We start from the raw sequence: 15,330 nt of genomic DNA, 5'->3' as shown, positions 1-15,330 counted from the left end.
TTAGGGGGGCGGGAGCTATTCACCTAATGCGAGCGTGAGCGCTGCATCACAGTGAATCAACGTGGTATCGAAAACGGGTACGGACACGACGTCTTGATTGAGCAACATCCCGACTTCGGTACAGCCAAGAATCAGACAGTCCGCGCCGCGCTCGACAAGACGCGCAGCAATTCCTCGGTAGGCTGTCCTGCTTTCCTCTGTGACGATATCCCGACAAAGCTCTTCATAAATGATGCGGTGGGTTTCGGCTCGGTCCGGAGAATCCGGGACGAGATGAGAAAGACCCGCTGCTTTCAGTCGGTCTAGGTAGAAGGACTGTTTCATTGTGAATGCAGTTGCCATGAGGCCCGGCGTTCGCAAATCCTGCTTCTTGATGCGCGCGGCGGTCGCGTCTGCAATGTGCAGCAATGGAATAGAAACGCCCTGCATCATCGCATCCGAAAGCTTGTGCATCGTGTTTGTCGCGAGAATGATGAAATCGGCACCGCCACGCTCCAAGGCTTTCGCCTCGCGGTTAAGAATGTCGCCCGCGTCTTCCCAGCTTCCAGATGCCTGGAGGGTCTCTATCGTCGCGAAATCAAGCGAACGGATGAGCAATTCGGGCGAGTGAAGCCCTCCGAGACGTTCTCGAGTCATCCTGCAGAGCTCGCGATAATAAATTTGCGTGGAGGCAGCGGACATGCCGCCGAGTATCCCGATCGTCTTCATTCTGATCCCGTTGCGCCAAATGTCGCGAACTAATTCCGTTAGGTTTTTACCCAAATTGTAGTGTAGTCGATTCGGCTTCTTCCGGCATTGTGGCTTCGAGACTTGAGATACCTTTGCTGTTAAACTTCGGCCATATCAGGAAGCAACCGGTGGCAGGAGACGACCAATGTTTACCCACGTGATGATCGGCAGCAACCACCTCGACCAGTCGAAAGCCTTTTACGATGCTACCTTCATTGCTCTAGGAGGCAAGCCCGGCACGATCGATGATCGAGGCAGACTTATTTACATCCATAACAGCAGCCGTCTTATGGTCACGACGCCCATCGATGGGAAGCCAGCGACGGTCGCCAATGGCGCGACGATCGGGCTCGTCGCTCCGAGTCAAGAGCATGTGAAAGCCTGGCACGACGCAGGGACCAGCCACGGCGGGAAATCGATCGAGACCCCACCATCTGAACGTCCGAACGGCTCTTTTGTGGCCTATCTCCGTGATCCAGACGGACACAAGTTGACCGCACGCACGCTACCGTCAGCTTGAGTTGGCCATAACCTCTATGGTTTTTGTCATCAGTGGAAACTTTCTGGAAAACGGATGCCGAAGCGTCGCGATAAATCAAACCTGCCTTCAAAGATTTGCCCGGTTTGCGGACGACCGTTTTCATGGCGAAAGAAATGGGAGAAGAACTGGGATAGCGTCAAGTTTTGTTCGCAACGTTGTCGAGAGACGAAACGGCTAACTTAACGACGGCGGGAAGGGGAGCAACAATCCGGCTGGCAATGCTGCACGCTGTTTTCCTCGCACATTGAACAAGCGCCATAGTACGCTCTGAAACTTAAACGTTCACGGTGGATTGCCCCACAAGCGGCCCTCGCCTTAATTCAAGAAATGCTTATTCCAGGGTATATAGCTTACGTCCTCGGAGCAGAAATGCTTAATATCAGGAATGACAGAACCTACGCCCGAACAAATAGAAAAACTCGCTACCGCCTTTGAGCGCTTTACCCGTCGTTTCAAGGTCGCGGAGGCAGCGGCCGTTATGCAAAACTCGCTCAACCCCCTCGATATTCAGGCGCTTCTTTTTATCGATGAGCATCCCGAGTGTAACCTCGGGGATGTTGCCCGGCACCTTCAGGTCGCTCTGACGACAATGTCGTCTTCGGCTGACCGGCTGGTCCGTCGGGACATGATTGAACGGCAGCGGCCAGAGGCGAACCGCAGGTCGGTGGCTCTGACGATCACGAACGAGGGGCAGCAAGCCGTTGCAGGCTATATCGATGGATATCGAGCATCCTGCAAAGCGATGCTGCAGGCCCTCGATTCCGTCGACCAAACCGAATTTCTGAGGCTTACCCAACAAATTGCAAAATACGAAGGTTGAATATTACGAATTTCGTAGTATGTATCTGACATCGAAATGATCAGGGACGTCATCATGACCCACACATCGCCCATTGCGCTCATTACGGGAGCAAACAAGGGTATTGGCCTCGCCGTTGCGCGGCAGCTTGGCGCAGCCGGACACACAGTCTGGCTGGGATGCCGAGACATGTCACGGGGCGAGATGGCAGCTTGCGAACTGCGAGGAAACGGCGTTGACGCCCGTGCAGTGCAACTCGATGTCACGGACGATGAGAGCGTTTCCAACGCCGCCAAAACCGTCAAGAGTGCAGTGGGGCATCTCGACGTATTGGTCAACAACGCCGGGCTCATGTTTGGTCCGCCTCCCTCGCTTGCCGAGGAGTCAATTGACGAGATGCAGCGGATGTTCAACACCAACGTATTCGGGGTGATGCGCGTCACTCAAGCCTTTTTGCCGTTGTTGCGCAATTCGAAGGCGGCGCGGATCGTAATGATGAGCAGCGGCCTAAGTTCGTTGACGGATGCTTTGGACATGCGGAGCGAAACATGGACGGTCAGCTTCGGCGGATACTGTGCCTCCAAGACTGCGCTGAACATGTTGACCGTCAAGCTTGCCAAGGAGCTGGATCGGCAAGGGATCAAAGTCAACGCGGTGGACCCCGGTCTGACATCGACAGATATGACAGGCAACGGGCCGGGGCACTCACCTGAAGATGGTGCACGTCCTGCATTCGCTCTAGCGACGACCCACGCATATGGACCCACAGCAGGTTTCTACGCTTGCGCTCCATCAGGCGAACTTGTGCAAAAGAGTTGGTGATACGCATTCAGCGATGATGGGATGCGGGCCGACCGGCTCCGCATCCCGTTGTCTCATTCGAGCCAAGTGCTGCCTTGGCAACTTCGCACCACCAGCGGGCGTAGCGACTTTAAGAGAAGCTGTGTGACGAGCTGGTTTTCGTTTCAGCAAGGCCCAAGGCAATGATGCTCTGGGCAGGCACTTGTTCAGACCTGCGCGGCGCCACCGTCAGCAAAGACTTCGCTGCCGGTCATGAAGCTACTGTCCTCCGAAGCAAGGAACAGTGCTACAGCCGCGATCTCGTCAGGGTTTGCGACCCGCTCGAGTGGAATCTGCGCTGCAAGTCCTTCAAGCAACGCAGCCTCCTCTGCAGGTATTACAAGACCCTTTAGACCCGGCGTCTCTGTGGCACCGGGAGACAGTACGTTAACCCGGATACCTGACCCCTTGAGATCCAAGGCCCAGCTACGGGCAAAGTTGCGTATCGCTGCCTTCGTCGCGCTGTAGACGCTGAACGCTGCAGTTCCCATTGAGCCGGTTGTCGATCCGGTGAGGATGATTGAACCACCCGCCTGCATCAGCGGCAATGCTTTCTGCACTGTGAACAAGGTCCCTTTAACGTTGATGCTGAATGTCTGATCGAACGAAGCCTCGTCAATTGCACCAAGGGGTGCAAACAAGCCTACACCCGCATTGGCGAAGAGGATGTCTATCCGCCCGCTCTTTTCCCGCACCAAATCGAACACACGGCCTAGGTCGTCCAGCCGCGACACGTCGCCCTGTACGGCCGTTACCCCAGCGCCAATCGCTTCAACCGCTTTGTCAAGTTCCTCTTGGCGGCGGCCGGTGATAAAGATCTCGGCCCCTTCTGCAACGAACCGTTTCGCTGTCGCTAGACCGATCCCGCTGTTCCCGCCAGTGATGACAGCTATTTTGCCTTCAAGTCTGCCCATCGAAATCTCCTTTCATGATGTCATGTGAGCTCAACATAGACATCCGCTTTCCTAATTAATAGTATGCACCTTTTGGTAAGTATGAGGAGCATCCTGAATGGCCACGTCCAATTTTGTCTGCGGGCTCGACGTCTCACTCGCTGTCATTGGCGGGAAATGGAAGCCGCTGATCCTTTTTCACCTAGCTTACGAAGCTCGACGTTATGGTGACCTCAGGCGTGCAATTGGCAACGTCAGTGACAAGATGCTCATTCAGCAGCTCAAAGAGCTAGAGGCCGACGGGATTGTTGATCGGCGCGACTTCAAGAAGATCCCTCCAAAAGTCGAATATTCGCTCACTCCATTCGGCGAAACGCTAGCTGAGGCGCTGAAGCCTCTTTGTGCTTGGGGAACGCAACACATGTCGGAGGTTGAGAAAGTGATGTCACGACGAGAACCTGTGGCTTTGAAGATCGCTTGATACCTTCGGCTAAACGACCGCCTCGGGCCAACAGGCACCTTGCGCTTTGCCTCAAACGCAGACATGAACTGCTTCGATGTTGACGGCTGGAAATGGGCCGCAAGGAGAACGGCGTTCCCTTTTGCAAGAGTCATGAAGCGGACATACCGCTTAGAAAATAGAGCTTCATGCAGGCGAGCCGTCACTGCGAAACGGCCACGATAACCTTTCCTCTGGCTGAAACGAAGTGTCGCTTTAATCGGGCAGACTGTCCGAAAAGTCTGACCGTGCGATTGAACGACGCTATCTATTGTTGATTTTTGGGTAGGCTGTCTGTGAGCTCATAGTAGTCGCCTTTGTCCGCGACAAAGATGTGCATTTTCAGTTTGGTTTGAGTGGGGCTGTCCAGCGCACCCATGGCGACACCTATCCAATCGCGATGAGGAGGGTCCCAGAACAGTGACGACCCGCATGTTGAGCAGAAACCTCGTCTCACCTTTTCTGAGGAATGATACCAAGTGATGCTTCCCTCTCCCGAGATTGTGATCTGATCCCTGGGCACGTCGGTAGAAGCGAAGAAATGGCCAGACTGTTTCCGACACTTCATGCAATGGCACGCATCCGGCGCATGTAACTCACCTTCAATCTCAAAGGCCACTGCGCCACATAGGCATGCTCCTTTATGCATATGAATTTCCTTAGACCTGGCTGCTGAATCGACGCCGAGGATTCCATAGGTTGGAACGCAAAAGGAATCACGGAAGTCATTCCGTCGAGGCCGCTGACCCTAACAGGCGAAAGTTCCGGTTGGTAGTGAATGGCGCCGTGGCGGAACGCGCCCAATAAAGCGGACATTGACATCTACACCAAGCGATTTTGATGTAGAGGCTCGCCTATGAAAGCGCCGGGTGTTGTAGCGGTTACCTGCCTGAACGCGCAGGAAAACGCGGCAGTGCTTGAGAAGCCTGCGTCGCTCGCAACGTCGGCGATTGACTTGCCTAGGGCAAGCTGCTCCATGGCTTTTACAATCCGAGCCCGCTGCCTCCAGGCTTTGAGCGTCATTCCCGTCTCCATCGGGAACAGGCGGCTTGCTGTCCGAACCGAGGTTGCGGCTCGCGATGCCAACTCGCTCACGTCCAAGCGATTGCGATGATCGCCAAGAGCGATCTCAGCCACGCGCTTTGCGACAGGATTGCTGGGCATTGGAAGGTAGGTCGGCGCTCCTGACACTGCGCTCAATTCAAGCAGTATCAGCCTCAACACAAGTTCTGCTTTAATCAACGATGCATCGTGTTCGACGGCTGCGGCAAGCAGGGAGTGCAGTAACGGTGTAACCTTCGATGCGAAGGCGCGATCCGGGAAATTGGAAGGAGCCCAGGTTGCGATTGCAGATGGTTGCCACTGCACCATCCAAAGCTCAGCATCCGTTATGATATCCAGGCGATGGGGAACCCCTGCCGGAATCCATGCCGCAAGCTGAGGAGGCACAAGCCAGACACCTTCGTCTGTATGAAGCTGAATCATACCAGACGCAGCATAGGTGAGTTGCGCCTCATCATGACTATGTAACTGCAAGGCTGAACCGCGCGGTTTGCTCATGCGGTGGATATTGAAAAGTGGGTGCATATGGAGTGGCCTGTCCGCGATGCGGATTGGCATCACATCGAGAAACTACATGTATATGAAAGAGCAGGTCAATATTTAGGTGACGTAATTATGAGAGCTGTTGTTGTCCGGGAGTACGGGTCTAATGATGTGGTGGAGATCGCTGAGGTCGATCGGCCAGAGCCGGGGGTCGGCGAGGTCTTGGTGAAGGTTCACGCGGCAGGTGTGAACCCGGTTGACTGGAAAATTCGCGGTGGTATGGGCCAGCGCATGGGGATGACCCTGCCGATTCACCTCGGAGGCGAACTTGTCGGCACAATCGAGAAGATTGGTGCTGGTGTCGATAACTTTCAGCAGGGTGAGACCATCTTCGGCATGGTCCACACCGGTGCTTTTGCAGACTATGCGGTTGCTAAAGCAACCAATGTCGTGCGTACTCCTCATAATATCGACGTTATCCACGCAGCGGCCCTTCCACTAGCAGGCTCCACTGCGTGGCAGGCACTTTTCGATGAAGCAAGACTTTGTGCCGGACAACGTCTCCTCATCACGAACAGTTCGGGCGGCGTCGGTTCTCTTGCCGTTCAGTTCGCCAAGGCCTGCGGGGCGCATGTCACAGCGGTAGCGTCGGGTCGCAACGAAGAATTCGTTCGTGCTCTGGGTGCCGACGAGTTCATCGACTACACAACCCAACCCTTTGAAGACGCGGCAAGCGAAGTCGACATCGTCTTCGACACAATGGGAGGCGAGACATTTCAGCGTGCTTTCAAAACCCTCAAGAAGGCCGGTTTCATGGTCACCGTCGTAGCCTTCCCCAACGACGAAGCAGAGCGCTATGGTGTTAGCGTAAAGCGATCTTTCACCGTTCCGAGCGCGCGTAACCTGGTGTCGATTGCTGAACTGGTCGAGGCTGGCAAGGTGGTAGCACACGTCGATACGGTTCTGCAGTTGGCAGAGATCAGGCAGGCACTTACGCTATCTGAGGCTGGTCGCGCCCGTGGCAAGATCGTTCTCACTCCAGCAGCCTAGTTCCGCTTATTTTTGAGGTCTTTCTTTCCACTAATGACAGCTAGGACAAAATTGAAGGCGAACGCCGGTAAGATCGGCTGGATGGCTCTCAATCGATCAAACTTCACCCTGCTTGCGCCGCTTTCAGATGGATTTGTCGAACAATTCTGCGTCAGTTTGATAAGTGAAGCGGCAGAAGAGGTTATCCTCGGCACTGCGTTCGATGGCGCGGGTGATGTCGAGGGCTGCGACCTGCACAAGGCAAGTGACCTTGCCACTAGGATGGAAGTCCAACTTGGGATGGGAGAAGGGCTTGGCTATTTCAATTTGAAATCCGTCGAGCAACGCGATCGTTTCCGACGAAACAATCCTGACGTCGCCGCCCGCGTCGAGCGTGTCCTTGGTCGAGAGATGGAGCGCAGCCGGGAAATCGTGACGTGTTTCCGAAGCGCCATCGAAAGGATCGCCGACGTCCTGGTGGAGAAGGCCGTCATCGAAGGAGAAGAGGTCAGGACCATTTTGAGGGAGACTTCAAGATGACAGAAAATAAACCTGCGCAGGAGGCGGACTGGAGGCTTGTACGGCGCACCGTCAAGGAAAACGGCATCAACGATGGACGCGTGCGTGTAGTAACCATTATAATCAGGTAGTTCGCGATCACGAAACGTGTTGCGCGTGATCTCACGATAGATCGTCGAGCGATGACGACCAAGTTGGCGCGCCATTTCGTTGATCGGAACTTTGGCCGCCATCAGATGATGCAAGCGTCGACGGTCGGGGAGGGTGAGCTGCGAATAGCATCTGGACATGCCAAAATCTCCAAAGTGAAGCCATTGAAATTACTGGCATGTCGCACTTGAAAATAGAATATACCCGGCGACATAGAATGTGGCAGAGGAATTGAAATGTCCGCCGCTGTGCAAAGTAGAAATGTCCAATTGAGACGTCTTGGCCATTCAGACATGCCACATTGACACCGCGGATCAGCCCCCGACCGAACCAGCTCTTCGGTTGCAAGGAGAGGGCGGGGGCGGGTGATGAAACACCGATTCTGAGCTTTTAAACTCTTCACTCCGCCGCTTGCTGCCGCGACAATGCCTTCCGGCGCCGCGTAATAACGGCCGGATCGTTTGTAAAGTCTTTCCGACGACCGGGTCCACGAGCGCGTTTGATGTAACCATTTTTATCGCTATTGCTCTTCACCTCAGGCGCGGGGGGCTCGTCCTGGCGCTCTTTGATATACGCCAGGACATCACCAAGCCTTTTATTCTCGGTGATCGCCGCATGCGTGACCCGCTGATCCTTGTCGAATACCGTATAGGGCAGGGAGTACCCTCTCCAGCGCACGTCCAGTCGATCATCCGCATAGGCATAGGTCTCAACATATTTACCAACAAGGCCGCGCGTGACGTCGGTCTCCTCCAGCATGATGCGTTTGCGCTCATAGGAGAATGTCAGCTGTGATCCAACATAACGCTGTTCACGCTTGCAGAGGATATCGGATAACCGATCCGGTGCGAGATTCACCGGTCGGTGCAGGTCATCAGATCGGGCAGGGACGACCGCAAATCGTGCGTTATAATCGTCCATGAAGTCAGGCAAAAATGCATTACCGGCGTCCATCGTGTCGATGCCAGCCAATCGCAACTCCTTGACCAGCCGATCCTGCAATGTTCGGTTCATCCGTTCCACACGGCCTTTCGCTTGGCTGGAATTTGCACAGAGAATCTCGATATTTAACTCACACAGCGCCCGCCCGAACTGGGTCATTCCCTGGCCACCTTTGGCGTCCTTCTTTGCCACCCGGAACACCGAATGCTTGTCGGAATAGAAGGCAATCGGCGCGCCGTGACGCTTGAGATAAAACGCCAGTGCCTCGAAGTAGGTGAAGGCGCTCTCGGAACGCACAAAACGCAGCTGCATCAACCTGCCGGTCGCGTCGTCGACGAACACCAGCAACGAACACGCTGGCCCGCGATCCTCAAACCAACGGTGCTCAGAACCATCAATCTGCACCAGTTCGCCATAGGCCTCACGTCGAAGTCGCGGCTGGTGAAACGTCCGCCGCTGCTTGCGCGACAACCAAAGTCCAGCATCGACCATCCAGTTGCGAACCGTCTCACGCGAAACCTGCAGGCCATCACGCTCGGCAAGCTTCTCGGTCGCCAGGGTCGGTCCGAAATCCGCATAACTCTCCCGAACGAGCGCCACAGCGTAGTCGCGAATACCATCATTGATCCGGTTGTTCGACGGTCGACCAATGGCCTTGTGCCGGATCGACGCCGCACCACCAGTTCGGATCCGATCCAGCAGCCGGCGAACCTGACGCTCACTCAGGGCAAGTACATGTGCCGCTGATACCATCGTCATTCGACCGGCGATGACTTTCGACAAAACCTCGATCCGCAGCAAATCGCGCTCGCTCATCGTAATCAGTCCCATCTGCAATCTCCCAGGTGTCAATCAAACCCGGGGAGTGTGACATTCCAACTTTGCAGAAACAGGACACTTTAACTTTGCGGCTACATAGAAGGATCGCGTAATCTATCTTATGGAACAATCGAGATTCAAAATGGCTTTCACCTATCCCATCTTGCTCCGTCATATCACGGTTCGATGTCTGTCTCCTCGGGGAAGAATTTCATTGCGTACTCTGGATAGTCACCGTCGAACAAGACTTTCTTGCTGTACCGATCCGTGATCGTCAGATGCAATTCATCTGCGTCTGTGGCGACGTGCTGGAACAGATAGAGGTATTCGCTGTCGTCGGATATGCCGTCGGCGATACGAAATTCACGTTGAGCGTCTGCCAACATCAAGCCCATCACCGCCTGACAGAGCGATATTTGCGGATGATGACGATAGGAATTCATGTCACCGGCAATCTGCTGGCGAGCCGTTTTCCAATGATGTAGCACCGTGGACTGAAGCAAATAGGGTTCGGTATCATCGTGCTTATAGAGATGGAACCTCACCATCGGTGGATTATCGCGGCCTGGGTAAGGCGAGATTTCGAATACGAACGTTGAACGGGTGGACAATCGTGATCTCCTTTTTGCAAATCGCGCAGAAGCTACGGTTAAACGACTAACAAAACATGATGGAATTCAATGCAGGATAAACGGAAGCTAACTCGACGTCATAGCAAGCCGAATTCATTGGCAATTGAAACAAATCGGCCCGAACGTTAATCCAAGCGCCGGAGACTTGAGTCAAATTGCGCTCAAACGATTCGATACTTGAGGGGTTCGTTTCCCTTTCTGAGATTTTCGTTTCAAGCCTTCAGATTTCCGATTCACGATCGACAGGACGACCAGGATATGCCGAGGGACACGCTGACAGAGCGCAATCGCAAACAGCGTGAACGCCAACGCGACCTTAGAGCGCGGCAACGAGCGGCCAAGCGGCCCGACCGTGACGACGTCGCGCGCGTCATGCTGCAATGGTTCATCGTGGGCGCAGTTGCCAAGGGACGACAGAAGGAACTCGAACAGAGTGAGGATGTCATCGTGAAGCGTCTGGTCGCCCAGGGCTTTGACGAGGCTGCTTGCTACGACGTCTTCGACCGTCTGGTCGAGAAGTATTCAGGCGAGCACTGGGACTTTCGCCGCAAACCGCATCTGCTGTTTCCCGACGGGGCACCGGATGACGACATGTCAGACTGAGGCTTGAGTCTGATCGTGAACGGATCCCACTCGTTACGCTTGGCTTCGGTTTTGTGCAAACGGTGTTTCCATTCTGGGATGTCTTCTCCCCGTGACTTCTTCAAACGCCGTTTGCAGATGAATCGATTCATTGGAGCTTTTGACGGTTGCTTGCCGGACTTGGCTCCGCTCCGCGCGGCTTGGCTGACGGGCTGCTCACCAGTCTCCAGGCGTTTGGAATTCGTTAACCACGATGACGCGCAGGTGCACTGGCCCCACCCCTTTGTGAGCCCGGCGTTAACCGCGTTCCGGTCCTGTTCTCTTTTTTGACGGGGGGACCTTGAGATCCGTTCCGGGTCCTGCCAGGAATGGGCGGCTCCGTGATCGGAGCAGACGGCCCAAGGCAGCGCGCCAACGCTACCCAGGGCCTGACCCTCAAGCCTTCTCGTGAAAGGAATCGGGCTATGACCAACCTACACACTTCCTCGCCCATGGCGAAAGCTCCGAGTGCCGCATCTGCGGCGTCATCCACCGACAATGGCACAGCAATGCCGCCCGTCCATCAGCTTTTCGCCGGCCGCCTGCCTCAACGGATCGAACCAGAGGGCATCGAGCCACCGGCGCTGCGCCGCCACGCCCATCTCGTCCGTTACCCTGACGTCGAAGCGGATTTCGACGTCCTCATCGACAAAGCGATCGCCGCGATTGCCGAGGGCGGGCCAGTCAAGGACGAGATTCTCGGCCACTATGTGAACATCGCCTCGCTGGTTCGAGCCGTCAGTTTCCGCGAAGGCAAGTTGCTGGAGCAGGCTGTCGAGCGGCTGGCCAGGGTCAACCCGGATCTGGTCGTGCTGATGCAGTCGATCAAGCTGCCCTTGGTCAAAGCCGCTATCGAAGCGGTTGCTGGCAACGACTGGAAGCACCTCGACGGTGTGCGGCTGGATTGCGATGCGCCGGCGAAAGGCAGCTACACACCAGACCTCATTGTCGTCAACCTCGCCAAGCGGGCCGCTTTTGTCCTCGACCTCAAACGGTCCCTGGCGTCGTACGGTGATACCAGCCGGCTCGAAGAGCTGAAGTTGAAGATGTTGGCGTCAGCGATGGTGTTGCCGGACTGGCTCTACAAGACTCAAAAGAGGATGATGGTCGAAACGGTCGGTGTTGCCATCATCGACGGTGCCAGCCGTCCAAGCGATCATGCAGCGGGCGTTTGGGCCTTGTCCGAGATCGACGACCTGCTCGAGATTGAAGGAGCAGCCCTCTGCATGGCGCAATTGCGTTTGCGCTTTGGGCTGCGGGTCCAGCAACTGCTCGAAGCAGAGGCACGACGCGCGCTTGCGATCGCACAGCCCCCCTTGGCAACACCCCCACCAGCGATTTTGACATCAGGGCGACGCTTTGGGATTTTGCGTTCCACCTCCCCTGCACTCGTCTGCCAGGATGTTGCCGATTGTGGTGACCACTCCACGGTCTGCAACTGCACCCGGTGCGATGACGATCCTGACGTTGACGGTGACGATGGTCGCGATGATCCCGAGGCGCTTGCGCACGAACATAACGCCTGGCCACCTCAACATATCCGCGTCGGGTTTGCGCGGCGTCTCCTCGACGCCTAAGGCAACCGCCCGTTTACAGTGAGGCAGTTGGCTGCGGCTCTGACGCACGCAGCCAGCCTTTTCCATGTCCCTGTTTTGAACACGCCGTCCACCCAAGCTGGACCGGCGAGGAGATCTTTGTGGCTACAGACATCGTTTCCGAGTTACCACCACCCCACACACGCCAGCGTTCCGAGGCGTCGTCGGCGCCGTGCCGCACGCGTTTGCCCGCCTCCCGCGATGATCCAGCGGTGCCCGATGATCCAGCCGTGATTGTCGGCCTTGCCCTCGCCGTCGCGCGACAAGCAAATGGCGGTATGACGTCGATGCCGTCCGTGCTGCTTGATCGGCTTGATCAGCATGCGCGCCAGGGAAACGCCGCCTGCAGAACCGTTCTCGATCATGTGACCAGGAATACCAATGGATATTGCCACTCCCTAGGCCGCGATGGCGTTCAATGTGCCTTGGGTCAGGAAACCTGCGTGGCAATTATTGCCGCGCCCAGTTTACCGACGTCGGAGGGCAATTGATGGATCGTTTGTCTTCCTTCTTGCTGCGGCGCCTCCGGCATGTTCAACGCAAAAAAATCCGTCGTCAGGCGGTGTGCACTGGGCTGTTGTCGATGGCCACCACTGTGATCAACGGGCATGTCGTTGGGTGCTACCGGCCTCTGTTCGACCCCCGCCATCTGGCGGGTGACGTCGAGCGCGACCGGCAATGGCTGCAGGACAACCTTGCTGCCTTCCTGGTGGAGCCACCAAGCGATACTGCATCGCGTTCTGGTCAACCCGACGTCACGCCAGACTGGCCCGTGCAGATCAGGCGAGGTGGTCCGTCTGTCGCTTTTGATGCAAGCGCCGCCGCCTACGCCGTCCGCATGGTGGCCAAGGCTGGTGACGTGCCAAACCTCAAGCACATGGCAACCGTGTTATCGCTGGCCGCCGCACTGCAAGGGTCGCACGTTTCGGTGCGTGATCTGGTCATGCACCTTCGGCAACCGGCATCCGTCTTCTCGGTAGAGGTTCCAGTCGAGGGCTTTGAGCGCTCCTTCACGCGCCTCATCGAGGAAACAGACTTTATGCCGTTCGGACCCTATGTCGGTATGGCTGCCAATTTTGCCTTCGTCGATGACCTCTGGTGTTGGGTCGGCGGCGAGACCAAGCGCGTCTTTCTTCAGGTCGCTGCCGAACGTCCGAGCCGCTCATCGATGCGCGAGCAAATCCTGTGGGCGCTGGCGCACGCAGTTCCGGTTCTCGGGCTGACCGAGACTGCCTCAGGCATTCCGGAACAGATCAATTTGACCTGCGACGTCCGTATTACGGGATCGGAGCTGGATGGCAGATTGATCACCGATATCCTTGAAGCGATCTTTGGCCGTGAGGTGGTGACGCGCAACGATAGCGCTATTGCCGAGATCGATGCTGGCACCTTGACACTTGACGACCTCGCCATCGCGATCCGGCCGGGCCGACCGTTTCAAGCGTGTCTCGATGCGCTGGTCGGGCTCGCGACGTTAAACCGTGAACAGGAGAGCGATGAGGATGGCGACCGCAAAGGCGATGGCGCGCCGAAGCGACGTATCGCCAGCCAGAGCAGCAGCCAGTTGCGCGATAAGTTGGATGGCAAGGCAGGCGAAGACGCCTCGTTATCGCAAGGCAGGAGAAAGCAGGGAGCAGACAGGCGCCCGACCGAGGTTGAGGTCATTCACCCGGAGTGCGTCGGTGAGACAGCAAACGCTGCACAACCGTCGTTGCGGGTCGAGACCCTGACCGGTTATGGTCCAGCCCAGGATTGGGCGCTCGGTCTCAGACAAGATCTTGCGGACTACCACGCCAAAACACTGGCGTGGTCGCAGATGAGCACCAAGCTTCTTCTGTCCGGACCACCGGGAACCGGTAAGACCATCTTTGCAAGGGCACTGTGCAACACGCTGCAGGTTCCCCTGGTGGTAACCTCTGTCTCGACCTGGCTTCAGGGGGAATATCTCCATGATGTGCTGAACCGGATGGCGGATACCTTTGCGCAAGCCAGATCCCAGGCGCCGTGCATCCTCTTCATCGACGAGATCGACGGCATTGGATCACGCGTCTCGACGTCGCGCGAATACGGTGACTACTGGAATGCCTGCGTCAACAAGATGCTCGAACTGCTGGACGGTGCAGTCAAAAGCGAGGGCGTGATCGTTGTCGGCGCGACCAACCGACCTGACACCATCGATGAGGCGTTGCGCCGGTCAGGACGGCTGGAGACCCATGTCGCAATTCCAAAGCCGGACATTTCGGCGCTGGTGGGTATCCTCGCGCATCATCTTGGCGATGATCTCGACACCATCACACGTGATGTGCACCGCAACGCAGATGAGGTCCAATGACAATGATGGAGACGACGGAACTGAAGACCCGCCTGAAGAGTGACACCGAGGCATCAGGAAGCCAAGACGTCGAAGGGGGAGATCCGCAGGGAACGACCGACGCGGTACTGGCGGCACTTAAACGCCTTGCGACGCGCGCCATGGGTCTGACCGGTGCTGACGTCGAACGCATCGTGCGCGAAGCAAGACTGAGAGCGCGGCGCGAGAAGCGACCCCTCACCTACGCCGATCTCGAGGACGGGGTTCGGGGTCATCGGCCGCCACTTCCCCATGATGTGCGGTGGCGACTTGCGATCCACGAGACCGGCCACGCCGTCGTCCATCACGCGCTGCGCCTCGGATCGATCAAGGGCCTGACGATCGACAGCTTAGATGGCGGCCGCAACGATCTGTCCTTTGCCAGTAGCGGTCCAGACACTTGCGCCTGGTATGATCGAGTGCTGGCATTGCTCATGGCGGGCAGAGCCGCAGAACTTATCGTTCTCAAGACGGCCTCTGCAGGGTCGGGCGGCGCCGAACAGAGCGATCTTGCCCGTGCCACACGCATGGGCCTCGACATGGAGCAGACGCTGGGCTTTGGACGTCGCTATCCGCTTCTCTATCTCGAGCACAAGGATCCGACCGCAATCCTCAGCCTTGACGCGGATCTGGCAAACCGGATCCATCAAAGGCTCGAGTTCGCCCAGGCACGCGCGACCGAGGTGATCTTTGAGAACCGTGCTGCCTTTGACAGGTTGGCGCGCGCGCTCTTCGACGCCCAGGCACTCGACGGCAAGGCCGTGATGGACATCTTGCTGAGCACCGACTGAGATCCAACCGAGTGGCGGACCCCAACCTTGGCGGGG

The 15,330-nt window shown here is 56.6% G+C and carries 18 protein-coding genes and 1 pseudogene; 11 read left to right on the top strand and 8 right to left on the bottom strand.

Annotated elements, in window-relative coordinates:
• Positions 1-15: 15 nt before the first annotated feature.
• Entirely contained in the window at positions 16-708 is a 693-nt protein-coding gene (locus HRR99_RS22365; RefSeq protein WP_233125084.1) for an aspartate/glutamate racemase family protein, read from the bottom strand.
• A gap of 166 nt (positions 709-874) precedes the next feature.
• On the opposite strand from HRR99_RS22365, the gene HRR99_RS22360 reads away from it, so the two are divergent.
• From HRR99_RS22360 to HRR99_RS22345, 4 genes are all read left to right on the top strand, one after another.
• Positions 875-1,249 (top strand): VOC family protein, encoded by a 375-nt coding sequence (locus HRR99_RS22360; protein WP_233125083.1) that lies wholly within the window; start codon positions 875-877, stop codon positions 1,247-1,249.
• A gap of 54 nt (positions 1,250-1,303) precedes the next feature.
• Entirely contained in the window at positions 1,304-1,453 is a 150-nt protein-coding gene (locus HRR99_RS22355; protein WP_233125082.1) for a DUF2256 domain-containing protein, read from the top strand.
• A 202-nt stretch (positions 1,454-1,655) separates the two neighbouring features.
• Positions 1,656-2,090: a MarR family winged helix-turn-helix transcriptional regulator gene (locus tag HRR99_RS22350; protein WP_045232626.1), complete on the top strand. Its 435-nt coding sequence runs from the start codon at positions 1,656-1,658 to the stop codon at positions 2,088-2,090.
• A 54-nt stretch (positions 2,091-2,144) separates the two neighbouring features.
• Positions 2,145-2,891, top strand: coding sequence for an SDR family oxidoreductase (locus tag HRR99_RS22345; RefSeq protein WP_233125081.1), 747 nt, complete (start codon positions 2,145-2,147; stop codon positions 2,889-2,891).
• Between the two features lie 185 nt (positions 2,892-3,076).
• Here the strand turns inward: HRR99_RS22345 and HRR99_RS22340 are convergent, their stop codons facing one another.
• A complete protein-coding gene (locus HRR99_RS22340; RefSeq protein ID WP_233125080.1) occupies positions 3,077-3,823 on the bottom strand; it encodes an SDR family NAD(P)-dependent oxidoreductase in 747 nt (248 codons plus the stop codon).
• A gap of 97 nt (positions 3,824-3,920) precedes the next feature.
• On the opposite strand from HRR99_RS22340, the gene HRR99_RS22335 reads away from it, so the two are divergent.
• On the top strand, positions 3,921-4,283 hold the full coding sequence (locus HRR99_RS22335; RefSeq protein ID WP_233125079.1) for a winged helix-turn-helix transcriptional regulator: 363 nt from the start codon (positions 3,921-3,923) through the stop codon (positions 4,281-4,283).
• A gap of 286 nt (positions 4,284-4,569) precedes the next feature.
• Here HRR99_RS22335 and HRR99_RS22330 read toward each other — a convergent pair whose 3' ends face one another.
• Complete coding sequence (locus HRR99_RS22330) at positions 4,570-4,950, bottom strand: GFA family protein (RefSeq protein WP_233125078.1); 381 nt, start codon at positions 4,948-4,950, stop codon at positions 4,570-4,572.
• 173 nt (positions 4,951-5,123) lie between these two features.
• Positions 5,124-5,888 (bottom strand): AraC family transcriptional regulator, encoded by a 765-nt coding sequence (locus tag HRR99_RS22325; RefSeq protein WP_233125077.1) that lies wholly within the window; start codon positions 5,886-5,888, stop codon positions 5,124-5,126.
• Between the two features lie 90 nt (positions 5,889-5,978).
• On the opposite strand from HRR99_RS22325, the gene HRR99_RS22320 reads away from it, so the two are divergent.
• Complete coding sequence (locus HRR99_RS22320) at positions 5,979-6,896, top strand: NADP-dependent oxidoreductase (protein ID WP_233125076.1); 918 nt, start codon at positions 5,979-5,981, stop codon at positions 6,894-6,896.
• Between the two features lie 51 nt (positions 6,897-6,947).
• Positions 6,948-7,415 (top strand): M41 family metallopeptidase, encoded by a 468-nt coding sequence (locus HRR99_RS22315; RefSeq protein WP_233125075.1) that lies wholly within the window; start codon positions 6,948-6,950, stop codon positions 7,413-7,415.
• Positions 7,416-7,498: 83 nt separating this feature from the next.
• Here HRR99_RS22315 and HRR99_RS22310 read toward each other — a convergent pair.
• The 3 genes and pseudogenes from HRR99_RS22310 to HRR99_RS22300 all read right to left on the bottom strand — a co-directional run.
• Positions 7,499-7,684 (bottom strand): annotated as a pseudogene (locus tag HRR99_RS22310) (helix-turn-helix domain-containing protein); the annotation flags it as partial.
• Positions 7,685-7,943: 259 nt separating this feature from the next.
• Positions 7,944-9,317, bottom strand: coding sequence for an ISNCY family transposase (locus HRR99_RS22305; protein ID WP_077123237.1), 1,374 nt, complete (start codon positions 9,315-9,317; stop codon positions 7,944-7,946).
• A 164-nt stretch (positions 9,318-9,481) separates the two neighbouring features.
• Complete coding sequence (locus tag HRR99_RS22300; RefSeq protein ID WP_233125074.1) at positions 9,482-9,916, bottom strand: hypothetical protein; 435 nt, start codon at positions 9,914-9,916, stop codon at positions 9,482-9,484.
• A 279-nt stretch (positions 9,917-10,195) separates the two neighbouring features.
• Between HRR99_RS22300 and HRR99_RS22295 the strand changes: the two genes are divergently transcribed.
• Both HRR99_RS22295 and HRR99_RS22290 read left to right on the top strand, forming a co-directional pair.
• The gene (locus HRR99_RS22295; protein ID WP_233125073.1) at positions 10,196-10,540 is read left to right on the top strand and encodes a hypothetical protein; all 345 of its coding nucleotides are present in this window, start codon (positions 10,196-10,198) and stop codon (positions 10,538-10,540) included.
• A gap of 443 nt (positions 10,541-10,983) precedes the next feature.
• On the top strand, positions 10,984-12,135 hold the full coding sequence (locus HRR99_RS22290; protein ID WP_233125072.1) for a hypothetical protein: 1,152 nt from the start codon (positions 10,984-10,986) through the stop codon (positions 12,133-12,135).
• A gap of 143 nt (positions 12,136-12,278) precedes the next feature.
• On the opposite strand, the gene HRR99_RS22285 is transcribed toward HRR99_RS22290, so the two are convergent.
• The gene (locus tag HRR99_RS22285) at positions 12,279-12,518 is read right to left on the bottom strand and encodes a hypothetical protein (protein WP_233125071.1); all 240 of its coding nucleotides are present in this window, start codon (positions 12,516-12,518) and stop codon (positions 12,279-12,281) included.
• A 218-nt stretch (positions 12,519-12,736) separates the two neighbouring features.
• On the opposite strand from HRR99_RS22285, the gene HRR99_RS22280 reads away from it, so the two are divergent.
• Both HRR99_RS22280 and HRR99_RS22275 read left to right on the top strand, forming a co-directional pair.
• Positions 12,737-14,485, top strand: coding sequence for an AAA family ATPase (locus HRR99_RS22280; RefSeq protein ID WP_233125070.1), 1,749 nt, complete (start codon positions 12,737-12,739; stop codon positions 14,483-14,485).
• Positions 14,486-14,487: 2 nt separating this feature from the next.
• A complete protein-coding gene (locus HRR99_RS22275) occupies positions 14,488-15,294 on the top strand; it encodes an ATP-dependent metallopeptidase FtsH/Yme1/Tma family protein (protein ID WP_233125069.1) in 807 nt (268 codons plus the stop codon).
• Positions 15,295-15,330 lie beyond the last annotated feature (36 nt).

Origin of the sequence: Agrobacterium vaccinii, assembly GCF_021310995.1 — a bacterium.
GTDB classification, from domain to species: domain Bacteria; phylum Pseudomonadota; class Alphaproteobacteria; order Rhizobiales; family Rhizobiaceae; genus Agrobacterium; species Agrobacterium vaccinii.
The sequence above is the reverse complement of the archived record's forward strand: the minus strand, read 5'-3'. Positions and strand labels throughout refer to the sequence as shown.

Excerpts from the sequence above, each read along its gene's own strand:
- HRR99_RS22365 (WP_233125084.1), bottom strand. The coding sequence starts at position 708 with ATGAAGACGATCGGGATACTCGGCGGCATGTCCGCTGCCTCCACGCAA.
- HRR99_RS22360 (WP_233125083.1), top strand. The coding sequence starts at position 875 with ATGTTTACCCACGTGATGATCGGCAGCAACCACCTCGACCAGTCGAAA.
- HRR99_RS22355 (WP_233125082.1), top strand. The coding sequence starts at position 1,304 with ATGCCGAAGCGTCGCGATAAATCAAACCTGCCTTCAAAGATTTGCCCG.
- HRR99_RS22350 (WP_045232626.1), top strand. The coding sequence starts at position 1,656 with ATGACAGAACCTACGCCCGAACAAATAGAAAAACTCGCTACCGCCTTT.
- HRR99_RS22345 (WP_233125081.1), top strand. The coding sequence starts at position 2,145 with ATGACCCACACATCGCCCATTGCGCTCATTACGGGAGCAAACAAGGGT.
- HRR99_RS22340 (WP_233125080.1), bottom strand. The coding sequence starts at position 3,823 with ATGGGCAGACTTGAAGGCAAAATAGCTGTCATCACTGGCGGGAACAGC.
- HRR99_RS22335 (WP_233125079.1), top strand. The coding sequence starts at position 3,921 with ATGGCCACGTCCAATTTTGTCTGCGGGCTCGACGTCTCACTCGCTGTC.
- HRR99_RS22330 (WP_233125078.1), bottom strand. The coding sequence starts at position 4,950 with ATGCATAAAGGAGCATGCCTATGTGGCGCAGTGGCCTTTGAGATTGAA.
- HRR99_RS22325 (WP_233125077.1), bottom strand. The coding sequence starts at position 5,888 with ATGCACCCACTTTTCAATATCCACCGCATGAGCAAACCGCGCGGTTCA.
- HRR99_RS22320 (WP_233125076.1), top strand. The coding sequence starts at position 5,979 with ATGAGAGCTGTTGTTGTCCGGGAGTACGGGTCTAATGATGTGGTGGAG.
- HRR99_RS22305 (WP_077123237.1), bottom strand. The coding sequence starts at position 9,317 with ATGGGACTGATTACGATGAGCGAGCGCGATTTGCTGCGGATCGAGGTT.
- HRR99_RS22295 (WP_233125073.1), top strand. The coding sequence starts at position 10,196 with ATGCCGAGGGACACGCTGACAGAGCGCAATCGCAAACAGCGTGAACGC.
- HRR99_RS22290 (WP_233125072.1), top strand. The coding sequence starts at position 10,984 with ATGACCAACCTACACACTTCCTCGCCCATGGCGAAAGCTCCGAGTGCC.
- HRR99_RS22285 (WP_233125071.1), bottom strand. The coding sequence starts at position 12,518 with ATGATCGAGAACGGTTCTGCAGGCGGCGTTTCCCTGGCGCGCATGCTG.
- HRR99_RS22280 (WP_233125070.1), top strand. The coding sequence starts at position 12,737 with ATGGCCACCACTGTGATCAACGGGCATGTCGTTGGGTGCTACCGGCCT.
- HRR99_RS22275 (WP_233125069.1), top strand. The coding sequence starts at position 14,488 with ATGATGGAGACGACGGAACTGAAGACCCGCCTGAAGAGTGACACCGAG.